We start from the raw sequence: 13,653 nt of genomic DNA, 5'->3' as shown, positions 1-13,653 counted from the left end.
TCTCTATGACAAACAATACCGTTTTATCAGCCCGCTCAGAACCTCTATGGTCGGCTGCAACTGCGATAACTCCAGAAACTCATCGGGCTGGTGGGCCTGATCAATGGAGCCCGGCCCCATCACCAGAGTTTCCAGCCCCAGCTTTTGCAACCAGGGTGCTTCTGTGGCGAAGGCAACGGCGTGGGCCTTATGGCCGGTCAGCGCTTCACAGGCTTTCACCAGACCGGCATCCGCCGGGGTCTCGAACGGCGGTACGCCATCGAACAGCGGTTCAAACGTCAGGCTGAGTTGGCGGCGCTCGGCCAATGGCTGAATGCGGCTCAGAATGGCTTGGCGCAGGGTTTCCATGTTCATACCCGGCAACGGGCGCAAGTCAAAGTGCAGTTCGCACTGGGCGCAGATACGGTTCGGGTTATCGCCGCCGTGGATACAACCCAGATTCAGGGTGGGCACCTGTAGCGCAAAATTCGGATTCTGGTATCGCTGCTGCCAATCGGCTCGCAAGGCCAACAACTCGGTCATGGCTTCGTGCATGCCTTCCAATGCATTGCGGCCCAGATCCGGATTGGAAGAATGGCCCGACTGCCCTTGGAATTTCAGCCGTTCCATCATGATGCCCTTGTGCATCCGCACAGGCCGCAAACCGGTGGGCTCGCCAATCACCGCATAGCGCGCTTGGGGCTTACCCGCCTCGGCCAGAGCCCGGGCACCATTCATCGAGCTTTCTTCGTCTGCTGTTGCCAGAATAATCAACGGCTGTTGCAACGGTTGGTCGATGAAACGTTTGGCGGCTTCGATGGCCAGAGCAAAGAAACCTTTCATATCGCAGGTACCCAGACCGTACCAGCGGCCATCTTTCTCGGTCAGGGTAAAGGGGTCGGTTTGCCAGCGTTTATCGTCGTAGGGCACGGTGTCGGTATGGCCCGACAACACCAAGCCACCCGGGCCACTGCCCAAAGTGGCGATCAGGTTGTACTTGCCGGGCATGCCCGGCACTTCCAGAATTTCGATCGCGAAACCCAGCGCTTCCAGCCACTCGGCCAGCGTTCGCACGACGGCTTCATTGCTGTGATCCCAATCCGGCGATGCACTGCTGATGGAAGGCAAGGATATCAGCCGTGCCAACATGTCGTGAACGCCCGGCACCCGGCTTGTCGTATCCGTACTTTGAACCATGCCTGCCTCCCGGCTTTAGATCAGTTTGCCCGGCCCCTCCGCCAGACTTCGAAGCGCGCAACGGCGCGAATCAACATAGGGTACGCCACTTCGCCGCCGGCAATCAGGTGGGCCACTTCCAACTCCCGCTCACCAACACTGACCAGCCTGCCCTCAACGGATTTACCGTTCGAAAGCGTGACCCGTACCCTTTGCCCCTGCCACGCACTGGCGTTTTCCACAGGCTCTGCAAACCACTGGGGCCGGCGCGATGTTTCCGGATGAGTGACCGGTTCATAGGCTTCGGGAACCACATCCGGTTCCGTTGGCTGTATTCGGGAGAGATATACGTCCGGCACCTGCGCACCGTTATATTTCACCTGCCAAACAGCTTCAGGCCTTTCTTCGGCCCGCACTGGTACTCCGAATGTCTCACTGCCCGGGTTGACACTGAACTGAAGCTCTCCGCCTTCGGTCAGCCACTGTCGATACAGTGCAATCAACTGTTCACTCGCCTTATAGCCCCGCGCTTCCACCCCACGCGCCAGTGCTTTAGCGGCTTTCACGCTCCACTCATTGACGGTCAGGCCAGTTTCCCGGGAGCAATACGCGGAAATGCGCCGCATCAACCCGCCATCTCGAAAGGTAGCTTCGGCCATCTGTTCCTGACCGGTTACGTCGATGCCGGTTCGGGAAACCTGCAAACGCGCACCCGGCCAGTTCAGTTCGAGACTGCCTACCGCGGAGGTATTAAGTTCAGCCGTCAGGCCGTCCCGGCTTTGTGTCAGCCGGAAATCGCCACCAATCGAATCAATGCCCATACGCTTCAGGTCTCCGCTGCCCAGATGTTGTCTGGGGTCCGGCGCACAGGCCAACGCAATCAGCGGCGGGGCGCTGACCGACTCGTTCACGTCTTCGGTGACCCAGTTACGGAACATGGTCGGTTCCAGAATCATGCGGGCCTGTTCGATCACTAAGGACCAGTCATCGGTTTCGGCTTCGGGATTCGCCAAGCCGGTCACCAATTCAATCGGTGATCGCGCGTCCAACTCCACCACGCCCATGGTTAAGGGCTGGGTCAACCGGAAATCGAGCCAGCTCGCACCTTTCAGAAGCAGGCGCCCGTCCAGAGCTGAGCTGATTTGGCCCCGCTCGAGAACACCGACGCTCGACAACTCTGTTCGCGCTTCCGCCAACCGTTGATCCGCCAGCCACCAGACACCCGCTTTGTATCCAGCAAAAGCGAGCAGACTGAATACAACCAGAACAGACAGTAGACGCTTCATCCCATGGCTCCGGATCAGTCAGATCAGTTACGGGAAATCAGAGTACCGACACCTTCGTCGGTAAAGATTTCCAGTAAGCAGGCGTTAGCGACTCGGCCATCGATAATGTGCGACGTACGCACGCCGTTTTCCACGGCACTTAAGGCACAGCGGATCTTCGGCAGCATGCCGCCATGAATGGTGCCATCTTCGATCAGTTCGCTGACCTGCTGTGCGGTAAGGCCAGTGAGGACTTTGTCGTCTTTGCTCTTCAGGCCGGCCACGTTGGTCAGCAGCATCAGCTTTTCGGCCTTCATGGCTTCGGCGACTTTACCTGCCACCAGATCCGCGTTGATGTTGTATGAGGCGCCGTCCGGCCCTACACCGATGGGAGCGATGACCGGAATTACATCACTTCGCGTCAGCATATCAATGACATTCACGTTCACACTGGCAACTTCGCCGACATGGCCAATGTCGATGATTTCGGGGCGTTCAAGCTCCGGTGACCGGTCTACCACTTCCAGCTTGCGGGCGCGGATCAGATTCGCATCTTTACCAGTCAGGCCGATGGCCGTGCCGCCCTGAGCATTAATCAGCGACACGATCTCTTTGTTGACCTGACCGCCCAATACCATTTCCACCACGTCCATGGTTTCGGCATCGGTCACCCGCATGCCGTTAACGAAACGGGATTGGATATTCAAGCGCTCAAGCAGCCCGCCAATCTGCGGCCCGCCACCATGAACAACGATCGGGTTGATACCTACCAGCTTCATCAGCACGACATCGCGGGCAAAGCTGCTTTTCAAGTCTTCATTTTCCATGGCGTTGCCGCCGTACTTGATGACCACCGTTTTGCCGGTAAACCGTTGGATATAAGGCAGGCCACGGCTCAGTACCGAAGCGACCTGCATGGCTGTTTCACGATTCAGCGCCATGATGATGAGTTGATCCTTACTGTCAGAGAATGGTTAATGTCAGAAATTTGCTCCCAGATCCGGAGCAACCTTCTGCAGCTGTTCCCGGAACACGGTCTTGATCCGCTCCAGCGCCTCTTCGGTTTCTGCTTCAAAGCGCAGCACCAGTACAGGCGTGGTATTGGAGGCCCGGCACAGGCCCCAACCGTCGGGGTAATCCACGCGGATGCCATCGATGGTGCTGACGTTGCCATCACCGAAATCACCCTGTTCGCCCAAACGCTCAATGATCGCGAATTTATCGCTTTCCGTCACTTCGACATTCAGCTCCGGGGTGCTGATGTCTTCAGGAAAATCTTCAAATACTTCGTCACTGTGGCGGTCTTCGATGCCCAGTATTTCCAGCAGCCGGGCGGCTGAATACAGGCCGTCGTCAAAGCCGTACCAACGCTCGCCAAAGAACACGTGGCCGCTGAGTTCACCGGCCAGTAATGCCCCGGTTTCCTTCATCTTGGCCTTCATCAGGGAATGACCGGTTTTCCACATAACGGGCCGGCCACCGGCTTCGGAAATCACCCCGGCCAAACGGCGGCTGCACTTCACATCGTACAACACATCGGCCCCGGGGTTGCGCGATACCACGTCTCGGGCGAATAACATCATCAGCCGGTCTGGCCAGATGATTTTGCCTTTGTTGGTGACCACGCCCAGACGGTCCCCATCGCCATCGAAGGCGATGCCGATGTCGGCACCGACTTCCTGTACTTTCGCAATCAGATGTTGCAGGTTATCAGGCTGACCGGGGTCCGGGTGGTGGTTCGGGAAATCACCATCAATGTCACAGAACAGAGGCACCACTTCACAACCCAACTCTTCAACCAGAATAGGCGCAAGCTCACCCGCAATCCCGTTGCCGGCATCCACCACGACTTTAAGGGGAGCGGCCACGGCAATATCACCGACAATGCGATCCAGGTATGCCCGGCGGACATCTTCCTCGGCCTGCTCACCCTGCCCGGAGGTGAAATCCCCGGTCTGGATACGCTGATACAGCTTCTGAATGGCATCGCCGGAGAGGGTTTCACCCCCCAACATGATTTTCAGTCCATTATAGTTGGCCGGGTTATGGCTCCCGGTCACCATGACACCCGACCCTGTATTCAGGTGGTGAGTGGCGAAGTACAGCACCGGAGTGGGCACAGCCCCCACGCGAATCACGTTACAACCGGCCGACATGACACCTTTTGCCAGGGCATCCGCCAATTCCGGGCTGGAATGGCGACCGTCGTAGCCAATGCACAGCGACGCCACACCCCGCTCGGTTGCCTCCGAGCCGATCGCCTGGCCGATAATTTCCACAATGCCTGCTGACAAAGTTTCGCCAACGATGCCGCGAATATCGTAGGCCCGGAAGATCTCGGCTTCGACCTGAATGTCCGGCACGGTGTTTTCAAGCACGTCCGGAATGTCTTCATCAAACAAGGGCGCATCGGAACTGCCCAGCCCCAACACATCATCGTCGCCGTCGAGCATGTCCATGCCCAGGGTACTGTCGCTGTCGAACAAAGGTTCGTCTTTCTCGCCCTTCGTCGATGCGGGCGCAGCAGCGGCTTTCGGAGCTGCCGTGTTTTTCGCCTGTGATACCCGCTTTTCGACCACCTGCGACACCCGGGACAACACTTCGCCGGTCGATGCGACCATGTCCCACTGCGTACCGGGAAGTTTGTGGCGTTCGCCACTGAACACTTTATAAGCCCACTGGGTCATGGCACTGACATCTTCGCGTACGCTTCGCTGCGCTTTACCCAGCAATAGCCACACGACGGCCGCTGCCACCAGAACAGGAATAAGGACCAAGAGCGCTAACAGCACGGTGCTTACGGGAGGCGCCGGGGTTTTACCGGGCTGATACACCACATCCCAGTCCGGGTTCATCAGGCTGCGTGACACTTCCGCTCCATTGCCACTGCCGACACTGATTACCGGGCGTTTGCTGCCAGCCGCCGTCTGCACCAGTGCCAGACGACCGCCAATCGTTTCGTTTGTCACTTGCAGCAGAGGCGCCAAATGGTCCGCCTTGAACACCACCAAAACTGTGCCTATGACCGCCTTGCTGACAGAGCTTCTGACCGGTGCTGCAAATTGCAGATACCACTGGTTGTCCCGGGGAAACGCGTCGGGCAACATGGGCTGGCCGTTCTCAGCCCGCTGAGCCAACTCCAGCCCGGCAAACCCAAGCAGGCTATCGCTATTTCCGGTTCGGGGAATGCCCCGCCGCGGGAAGACAAACACCTCAGCAGCGCCGTTTACCGCCGACAACAATTGGCGAGACAGGGGTCGTAGATCAGACTCGCCAGACACTCGATCAATCACATACTGCTGGTTTGCCACGGCCTGAACCTGCCCCTGCAAAGCCTTCAAATAATGATTCAGACGGTGTTGCGCGCTGTTCGCTTCAACGTTTACTGCGCGTTCGAAATCTTTCGTGGCAACCGGGGTCGACACCAGAAAATGCAGTAAGGCCGCAGAGATCACACCGGCAAGAACTACCACCAAGGCCTGAGAAGCCGCAACTGAGCTGAGCTTTTTCAGACCGTTACTCGCTCGGCTGCGGTTTACTTTGGCTTTCGGGGCGTCCGTTACCGGCTGCTCTTTTGCGGCATCGTCGTTGGCCTTTTTCTTACCGAATTTCATAGCGCATCCCATCGTTATTTTCTTGTTCCGGACAAACACTTACCTTCGCAGTATAGTCGTCAGACTTGCTGCATGTCGCCCATCAGGCGGTTACCGAATCAGCGGCTTCCTGTCGAGCCAAAACCGCCTTCTCCGCGGTCGCTGGTGTCGAATTCCGACACCACTTCAAAATCCGCCTGAACCACCGGCACCAACACCATCTGCGCAAGACGCTCGCCAATCTCGATGGTGAACGACGTCTGACCACGATTCCAGCACGACACCATCAACTCACCCTGGTAATCCGAGTCGATCAGGCCAACCAGATTGCCCAACACAATGCCGTGTTTATGGCCCAAACCGCTGCGTGGCAGAATCATAGCCGCGAGCGCAGGGTCGGCTATATGGACCGACAAACCCGTTGGAATCAGGTGGGTTTCACCGGGAGCCACGGTAAGGGGTTCTTTCAGGCAAGCGCGCAAATCCAGACCGGCAGACCCTTCAGTTGCATATTCAGGAAACGGAATCTCTGAACCGATACGATCATCCAGAATTCTTACCTGCAGTTTTTTTCGAGTCATTACTTTTCGGCCTTTTTGCTGTGTTCTTCAATTAACGCCACCAGTCGAGTGGCAATGCTCTGTTTACTGTCGGGCCCGATGGATTCCTGGCCGTCTGGCCAGAAAACAGTGATCGCGTTCTGATCGCTGTTAAAGCCCAACCCGGGGGCCGATACATCATTAGCAACAATCATCTGCAGCTTCTTGCGCTGCATTTTGTCCATCGCATAACGGGCGACATCGGTGGTTTCGGCGGCAAACCCCACGGTAAATGGCGCATCGGGTCTGGCGGCGATGGTGGCCAGAGTGTCGGGGTTACGCACCAGGGAAAGACTCATCTCATCGTTGGTTTTCTTGATTTTGTCGCCAGCGCAGGTTTCAGGCCGATAATCCGCCACCGCAGCGGTGGCAATAAACACATCGCAACCCTCACTGACCGCCTGTTGCGACGCCTGCAGCATTTCTTCGGCAGTAACCACAGGGCGCACTTCCACGCCCTCGGGGGCCGACAAGGTAACCGGACCACTGACCAAGGTAACCTGCGCACCCGCAGCCACGGCCGCCCGGGCAATGGCGTATCCCATTTTGCCGGAGCTGTGATTGGAGATGTAACGTACCGGATCGATTGGCTCCCGCGTGGGGCCGGCGGTAATCACGAAGCGCTTACCGGCGAGCGGTCCGGCTGGCTGTGGCACCTGTTCGGTGAGAATCAGCGTGGCGAGCGCAGAAGGTTCCAGCATTCGTCCAGGGCCGGTGTCGCCGCACGCTTGTTCGCCCTGATCCGGGCCCCAAATCGCTATTTGCGGGTCTTCTGACAATAAACGGAGGTTGCGCTGGGTACGGTGATTTTTCCACATGGCCTGATTCATCGCAGGAGCCACCGCAATTGGCGCTTCGGTGGCGCAACACACGGTGGTGAGCAGGTCATCGGCCATGCCCTGCGCCAATCGCGCCAGAAAATCAGCAGAGGCTGGCGCGATTACCACCTGATCGGCCCATTTTGCCAGTTCGATGTGACCCATACCGGCCTCGGCCTCCGGGTCTAACAAGGAGGTACGCACCGGCTCGCCACTCAAGGCCTGAAATGTCATCGGGGTGACAAAAGCTTCGGCGCCCTGCGTCATGATCACACGAACAGCCAGCCCGGCTTTTTTCAGCTGCCGAACCAGTTCGGCGCTCTTGTAGGCGGCGATGCCACCGGTGATTCCCAGCAGTATTCGTCTGGCGACCATGAGGGCTCCGTAATCCCGTAAAATGAAAGACTTGTAAGATAGCATGCAAGCCCTGACAGCGCAGCCAGCACGCACGATAGTTCCGTTTACCAAATGTTACCTTTTCGAGTACCCTTTGTAACTTTGAGAACCACGTGCAGGACGCACGGGTTAATGACGCTTGCAAGGACGCACTATGAACGAACCCCACTGGCCCACCGACGAGCGGCCACGTGAACGACTGCTGGCCCACGGTGCCGAGTCTTTATCGGATGCCGAGCTTCTGGCCATCTTTCTGCGCACTGGTACCGCCGGCATGCCGGTCATGGCCATGGCACGCCACCTGATCGAGGAATTCTCGAGCCTGCGCGGGCTGATGACTGCCTCCCGCCGCCAGTTTTGCCAAGTAAAAGGTTTGGGCACCGCAAAGTACGCGCAGGTGCAGGCCGCCATGGAGATGGCAAGACGGGTGATGGATGAACCTCTGCGGCAAGGCGACCCCCTGCGTTCGCCCGCCGATACCCGGCGTTTTCTGACCAGCCGGCTGGCGACTTACCCGCACGAAGTTTTTGCCGGCTTGTTTCTCGATAACCGCCATCGCGTTATTCAGTATCGGGAACTGTTTCGCGGCACCATCGATGGTGCCGCCGTATACCCGCGGGAGGTTGTTCGTCAGGCTCTGGAAGATAATGCAGCGGCGGTGATTTTCGCGCATAATCACCCGTCCGGAGTGGCGGAACCGAGTCAGGCAGACATCTCTCTGACCCGCCGTCTGAAAGAAGCTCTGGGGTTGGTCGATATCAGGGTTCTTGACCATATGGTTATCGGTCACGGTGAGGTAATATCCCTCGCTGAAAGAGGGTTGATGTAACCGCCATGAAGTCGTCACCGAAAAACTGGCCAAAATCCCAACAATTTTTTGCGTTGGGCCCCCGGTTCTGGTATAAAAGCGTCCCTTTCTGGCGGTATCTGGCGTGTTGCGCCCAGTTTACAGGCGCGAACCGGTAGCAAAGTTAGCTCCGGAGCAACCAGAGACGCGTTAAATAACGAATTCGCATTGATAGACCAGTGCTCAGGTCGGAGGCATGTATGTCCAGAGTTTGTCAGGTTACCGGTAAGCGTCCGGTTACCGGTAACAACGTATCCCACGCGATGAATCACACTCGTCGTCGTTTTCTGCCGAATCTGCAGAACCACCGTTTCTGGGTTGAGTCCGAGAAGCGTTTTGTGAAGCTGCGCGTATCCACTAAGGGCATGCGCATCATCGATAAAAAAGGTATTGACGCTGTACTGGCCGATCTTCGTGCCCGCGGCGAGAAATTCTAAGGAGCTGCATCATGCGCGAAAAAATTAAGCTGGTTTCGTCAGCAAACACCGGTCACTTCTACACGACCATGAAGAACAAGCGTAACACTCCGGAAAAAATCGAGATCAAAAAGTACGATCCGGTTGTCCGTAAGCACGTTGCGTACAAGGAAGCCAAGATCAAGTAATTGGTCCTGCCTCCACGAAAAACCCGGCTCTCGAGCCGGGTTTTTTATTGCCTGAACTACCTGACGCACCTATGACACTCGGGCCTCACTTCCTGCTGTCGGCACCAAGGCCTTGGTCAGCTCCGTCATCGCAAGACGACCAACAGGCTGGCCGTTACGCACAACCCGGAATACCTGACTTACATCGCCGCCCGATTTCGCGAGCACCGTTTCCAGGTTATCGGTTTCCAGTACATCGCCCGCAAACGACTCGCCATCCTTTACCGGCTCCATGACCGAGCGCACCCGCAGCACCCGGGCGCGATTGATGTCACTGATGAAGTCGACGATGTACGGATCGTTGGGCTGCAGCAATATGCTTTGAGGGTCGCCCTGTTGCACCACTTCGCCGTCTTTGAGAATGACCAGATGGTCTGCCAGCTTTAATGCTTCATCCAGGTCGTGGGTGATGAAGACAATGGTTTTATGCAGCTCCCCCTGCAATTCCAGCAACAGATCCTGCATGTCTGATCGGATCAGAGGGTCTAACGCCGAGAAGGCTTCGTCCATCAGCATCACTGGCGAATTGGACACCAGGGCTCGGGCAATTCCAACCCGCTGCTGCATCCCGCCAGACAACTGATGAGGATATTGCTCCTCACTGCCTTCCAGGCCGACGCGAGCCAACCACTTGCGTGCCTCTTCTTCATAGGCCTCACGGCCCTGTCCGGAAATCTCCCAGGACATACCGGCATTTTCCAACACGGTTTTGTGGGGCAACAACGCGAACTTCTGAAACACCATGGACATTTTCTGGCGGCGAAGCGCCCGCAAGCCGTCTTCGCCCAACGCCAAAACGTCTTCACCATCGAACAGGATTTCACCGGTGGTGGGCTCGATCAGGCGATTGAGGTGGCGAATCAAGGTCGATTTCCCGGAACCGGACAGCCCCATGATGACGGTCACTTCGCCTTCGTGCACATCGACATTGATGTCTTTCAGGCCGAGCACGTGCCCATGTTCGTCTTGCAGTCCGGCCTTTGATGCCCCTTGCTTCACATGCTCAAGCGCAGCGTCCGGTTCCGGCCCGAAGATTTTATACAAATTGCGAATCGCGATTTTGACGTTCTTTGCCACGATACTGCCTCACTGTTTCTGTGCGGAATTAACCCGGGCCAGAGAGGCCTTGGTGACACGATCAAGAATAACGGCCAGCAACACAATGCCCAGACCAGATACCAGGCCAACTCCTAATTCCAGATTTCGAATACCACGCAGTACCAATACCCCGAGGCCCGGCGCCGACACCAGAGACGCAATGACCACCATCGCCAGACTCATCATAATGGTCTGGTTCACACCGGCCATAATGTTGGGCAACGCCAGGGGAATCTGCACCTTGAACAGTTTTTGCCGGGGCGTCATGCCAAATGCATCGGCCGCTTCAATTACCTCTTTATCTACCAGACGAATACCCAGATCCGTCAAACGCACCACCGGTACGATGGCGTAGAGAATAATGGCGATGCCGTACAACTTGGACTCGGTGACACTGAACAGGAAAATCAGCGGGATCAGATACACGAACGGAGGCAAAGTCTGCAGCATATCCAAAACCGGAATGGTGCTACGCTGCAACCAATCGTTCCTCGCCATGGCGATGCCAATCGGAACTCCGAGCAACACACACAGAAAGGCACAGACAAAAATAATCGCCAGCGTCTGCATCGCGTATTCGTAGTAATCAATAAACGCTAACAAGCCGATGGAAAAGGCCACAAACGCCACCAGCTTCCAGGACTTGCTGACCAAAAACACCACCGCGAGCATTACCGGGATCACAATCCACCAAGGCGTGTTGAGCATGACGTAGAGCGAACCGTCCAGAAACCAGCTCAAAGGCTGGGTAAGCGGGTCCAGAACCAGACTCAGGCTGTCTTTAACTTCCAAAAAGCCCTGTTCAAGCCCCTTGGTAAGATCCCGGGATTGCGGAAACGCGTCGCACGATTCGTTCAGCGCATCCATAGAGGGAAACGGTAAATCCCAAAGCGATTGGGGTTCGGCATCCTGCCCTTTGCTCTTGGCCAACAAATCCGCCATGGATAAGGGGCCAGAGTCTTTATTTTGGCCACACCACTCCTTCAGACCCAAGGTTGAGAATAACCAGTCGTATGTTGCCATCAGGTAAGCCTATTGTGTAAAACCGTCGATCAGAATGGGAACGTCAGAACATTCCCGGCCCACTTGACGGCGGTGAGCCGGGCTTAAGATTGGCGTATCAGTTGCCTAGCAGGCGGCTCAGACGCTTCCGGGCATCGTCGTTCAGCCACGACGACCACTCGTCACCATAATTGCTCAGGTAGTAAACCGCAGCTTCCTCAGCGGTGGCGTTGTTGGCGTCCATCCAGGCAAGCAACGAACTCATAGTTTCGGTTTCAAAGCTTAGCTGAGCCAGCATCTCTGCGACTTCCGGCTCACGATCTTCGAAGTCCGGCGTTACGGTCGTCAGCACCGTCGCTGCCGGAAACTCGGATACCTTGGGGTTGTCGGCATCCGGCGATTGGTTCTTCGCATGCACTTTTGCTTTGTATTCGCCCAGTTTGACCCGGGTCATGTCGAACTTACCGAGAGGAACCGTTGGCCCCCAGTAATAACCAAACCAGGGCTCTTGTTTCTGTACAGCGGATGCCATCGATGAGGCCAGAGTTTCACCCGAACCGTGGTTAAATACATCGATGCCTGACGCTTCCAGATCGAGCGCACGCACCAGATTGTCGTTAGCCACACGGCAGCCCCAGCCGTCAGGACAGTTGTTGAACCGGCCGCCCACCAATTCCGGGTTTGCCATGATTCCTTCGATCGTAGTCAGCTCGGGATGCTTTTCCGCCAGATAAGTCGGAATCCACCAGCCTTCAATGCCACCGGGCCGCAGCACTTTGGTCAGTGGCTTGATTTTCCCCGCGGCTTCCAAACGCTCGTAGGCCTCACCGGCCGAGTTTTTCCAGAGCTCAGTCACGATATCCGGCTCGCCATTTTCGGCAACCGAAGTCACGGCGGGCACGGTGTCTGAGGGCACAACCGTCACATCGCACCCATAGCCCTGCTCCATGATGAATTTGGCAACGCTGGTCACCACTGTGTTAGACGCCCAGTTCATCTCCGTGATTGAAACCTCGCCACAGTCGGCGCTCGCCACGGACGGTATCGTTAGGGCACAAAGTATTACTGAATAGGTAAGCTTTCTCATGACTCACTCCCGGTTTTTTATAATGTATCGGGCCGCTTAGATTAGGGACAACAATAGTCAATACGAACAACAAGATAACTTAGACTACCTAAGCAACCTGAGCTTGTATGGCCGCCGCCAGAAATGCTTTTCAAGCACCCGGACTGAATACAACCCATAGACTTCTAAGCATAAGACCTCAGCTCGAAGTTACAAGATTTTTACCAAAATCGGTAGCCTGAGAAGACACAGCCAAGGCTGATTAAAAGGTTTCCAGGTAACCCTTGGGCAAGGCAATATCGAGGGCGATAGGCAGATGATCGGAGACGGGATAGCTCACGACACCAGATTGGCGAATTTCCAAGGATGGGCTCACCAGGATGTGGTCGAGCGCTTTTTCCGGACGCCAGCTTGGAAAGCTGTGAGCAGTGGCAGGCAGTGGCACCAGATCGGTTTCACGGAGCGGGGTTTGGGTCAGCAACTGTTCGGCGTGGGCGTTCATGTCACCCATCAACACCACATGCTGATATTTACTGATCAGATCACGAACGAAGCCTAGCTGACGCTGCTGCGCTGACTTACTCAACGACAAATGCATCTGCACCAGCACCAGCGGGTCCTCTTCCAGACCGTAACGCGCGACGATGGCACCTCGACCCGGAATCAACCCCGGTAGTTTGTGCTCCGTCACGTCCAGAGGCCGGTAGCGACTCAAAAAACCGTTACTGTGCTGAGCAAGCTGACCCAGATTCCGGTTTAACTGCTGGTACCAATAAGGAATACCTGCGGCTTCGGCCAGATATTGGACCTGATTGACATAACCACTGCGCAAACTGCCGCCGTCGCATTCCTGCAAGGCAACAACATCGTACTGTTTCAACAGCGTTGCGATACGATCCAGGTTTTCAAAACGGCGGCGATTAGGCAGGAAATGCTGCCAGCTACGGGTCACATAGTGGCGATACGAAGAGGTGTTGATACCAACCTGTATATTAAAGGTCAGCAGGCGGATATGCCGATGGGGCTCGAACTCTGGCACGTGCTCGCTCCCCGAACACGCACCACGCGGGGCGGCTTCCTGTGATTTCAAAATCCCGTTGATCTGGCTACGAATCCGCTTATACATAATCACCCGGAGTCTTGGTCCAAACCCTGCTAGCCACGCCCATCA

At 56.3% G+C, this 13,653-nt stretch carries 13 protein-coding genes; 3 read left to right on the top strand and 10 right to left on the bottom strand.

All coding sequences use genetic code 11. The features are described 5' to 3' along the window. Positions 1-3 precede the first annotated feature (3 nt). The 6 genes from argE to coaBC form a co-directional block, all read right to left on the bottom strand. Positions 4-1,176 carry an acetylornithine deacetylase gene (argE, locus tag MWU64_RS06285; protein WP_247062620.1) on the bottom strand — a complete coding sequence of 391 codons (1,173 nt, stop codon included), beginning with the start codon at positions 1,174-1,176 and terminating at the stop codon, positions 4-6. A gap of 20 nt (positions 1,177-1,196) precedes the next feature. Beyond that, the gene (locus tag MWU64_RS06280; protein ID WP_247062619.1) at positions 1,197-2,441 is read right to left on the bottom strand and encodes an acetylornithine deacetylase; all 1,245 of its coding nucleotides are present in this window, start codon (positions 2,439-2,441) and stop codon (positions 1,197-1,199) included. Between the two features lie 23 nt (positions 2,442-2,464). After that, the gene (argB, locus tag MWU64_RS06275; RefSeq protein WP_199005820.1) at positions 2,465-3,361 is read right to left on the bottom strand and encodes an acetylglutamate kinase; all 897 of its coding nucleotides are present in this window, start codon (positions 3,359-3,361) and stop codon (positions 2,465-2,467) included. Between the two features lie 39 nt (positions 3,362-3,400). Further along, complete coding sequence (locus tag MWU64_RS15415) at positions 3,401-6,034, bottom strand: phosphomannomutase/phosphoglucomutase (RefSeq protein WP_281496269.1); 2,634 nt, start codon at positions 6,032-6,034, stop codon at positions 3,401-3,403. Positions 6,035-6,132: 98 nt separating this feature from the next. After that, positions 6,133-6,594 (bottom strand): dUTP diphosphatase, encoded by a 462-nt coding sequence (gene dut, locus MWU64_RS06265; protein ID WP_247062617.1) that lies wholly within the window; start codon positions 6,592-6,594, stop codon positions 6,133-6,135. Then, positions 6,594-7,805: a bifunctional phosphopantothenoylcysteine decarboxylase/phosphopantothenate--cysteine ligase CoaBC gene (gene coaBC / locus MWU64_RS06260; protein WP_247062616.1), complete on the bottom strand. Its 1,212-nt coding sequence runs from the start codon at positions 7,803-7,805 to the stop codon at positions 6,594-6,596. The genes dut and coaBC overlap by 1 nt, the downstream gene beginning before the upstream one ends. A gap of 175 nt (positions 7,806-7,980) precedes the next feature. Between coaBC and radC the strand changes: the two genes are divergently transcribed. The 3 genes from radC (at position 7,981) to rpmG (ending at position 9,277) form a co-directional block, all read left to right on the top strand. Continuing rightward, on the top strand, positions 7,981-8,655 hold the full coding sequence (gene radC, locus MWU64_RS06255; protein ID WP_247062615.1) for a DNA repair protein RadC: 675 nt from the start codon (positions 7,981-7,983) through the stop codon (positions 8,653-8,655). A 218-nt stretch (positions 8,656-8,873) separates the two neighbouring features. After that, positions 8,874-9,110: a 50S ribosomal protein L28 gene (gene rpmB / locus MWU64_RS06250; protein WP_114335425.1), complete on the top strand. Its 237-nt coding sequence runs from the start codon at positions 8,874-8,876 to the stop codon at positions 9,108-9,110. A gap of 11 nt (positions 9,111-9,121) precedes the next feature. Next, the gene (gene rpmG / locus MWU64_RS06245; RefSeq protein WP_114335424.1) at positions 9,122-9,277 is read left to right on the top strand and encodes a 50S ribosomal protein L33; all 156 of its coding nucleotides are present in this window, start codon (positions 9,122-9,124) and stop codon (positions 9,275-9,277) included. A 69-nt stretch (positions 9,278-9,346) separates the two neighbouring features. On the opposite strand, the gene MWU64_RS06240 is transcribed toward rpmG, so the two are convergent. The 4 genes from MWU64_RS06240 to MWU64_RS06225 all read right to left on the bottom strand — a co-directional run bounded on the left by MWU64_RS06240 (position 9,347) and on the right by MWU64_RS06225 (position 13,608). After that, complete coding sequence (locus MWU64_RS06240) at positions 9,347-10,393, bottom strand: betaine/proline/choline family ABC transporter ATP-binding protein (RefSeq protein ID WP_247062614.1); 1,047 nt, start codon at positions 10,391-10,393, stop codon at positions 9,347-9,349. 9 nt (positions 10,394-10,402) lie between these two features. Then, positions 10,403-11,437 carry an ABC transporter permease subunit gene (locus MWU64_RS06235; protein WP_247062613.1) on the bottom strand — a complete coding sequence of 345 codons (1,035 nt, stop codon included), beginning with the start codon at positions 11,435-11,437 and terminating at the stop codon, positions 10,403-10,405. A gap of 97 nt (positions 11,438-11,534) precedes the next feature. After that, positions 11,535-12,503, bottom strand: a complete 969-nt coding sequence (locus tag MWU64_RS06230; RefSeq protein WP_247062612.1) for an ABC transporter substrate-binding protein — start codon at positions 12,501-12,503, stop codon at positions 11,535-11,537. 241 nt (positions 12,504-12,744) lie between these two features. Next, the gene (locus MWU64_RS06225; protein WP_247062610.1) at positions 12,745-13,608 is read right to left on the bottom strand and encodes an endonuclease/exonuclease/phosphatase family protein; all 864 of its coding nucleotides are present in this window, start codon (positions 13,606-13,608) and stop codon (positions 12,745-12,747) included. Positions 13,609-13,653: the final 45 nt, after the last annotated feature.

The organism is Marinobacter sp. S0848L (assembly GCF_023016065.1).
Lineage (GTDB): Bacteria > Pseudomonadota > Gammaproteobacteria > Pseudomonadales > Oleiphilaceae > Marinobacter.
This window is presented reverse-complemented; position numbering and strand designations above follow the sequence as displayed.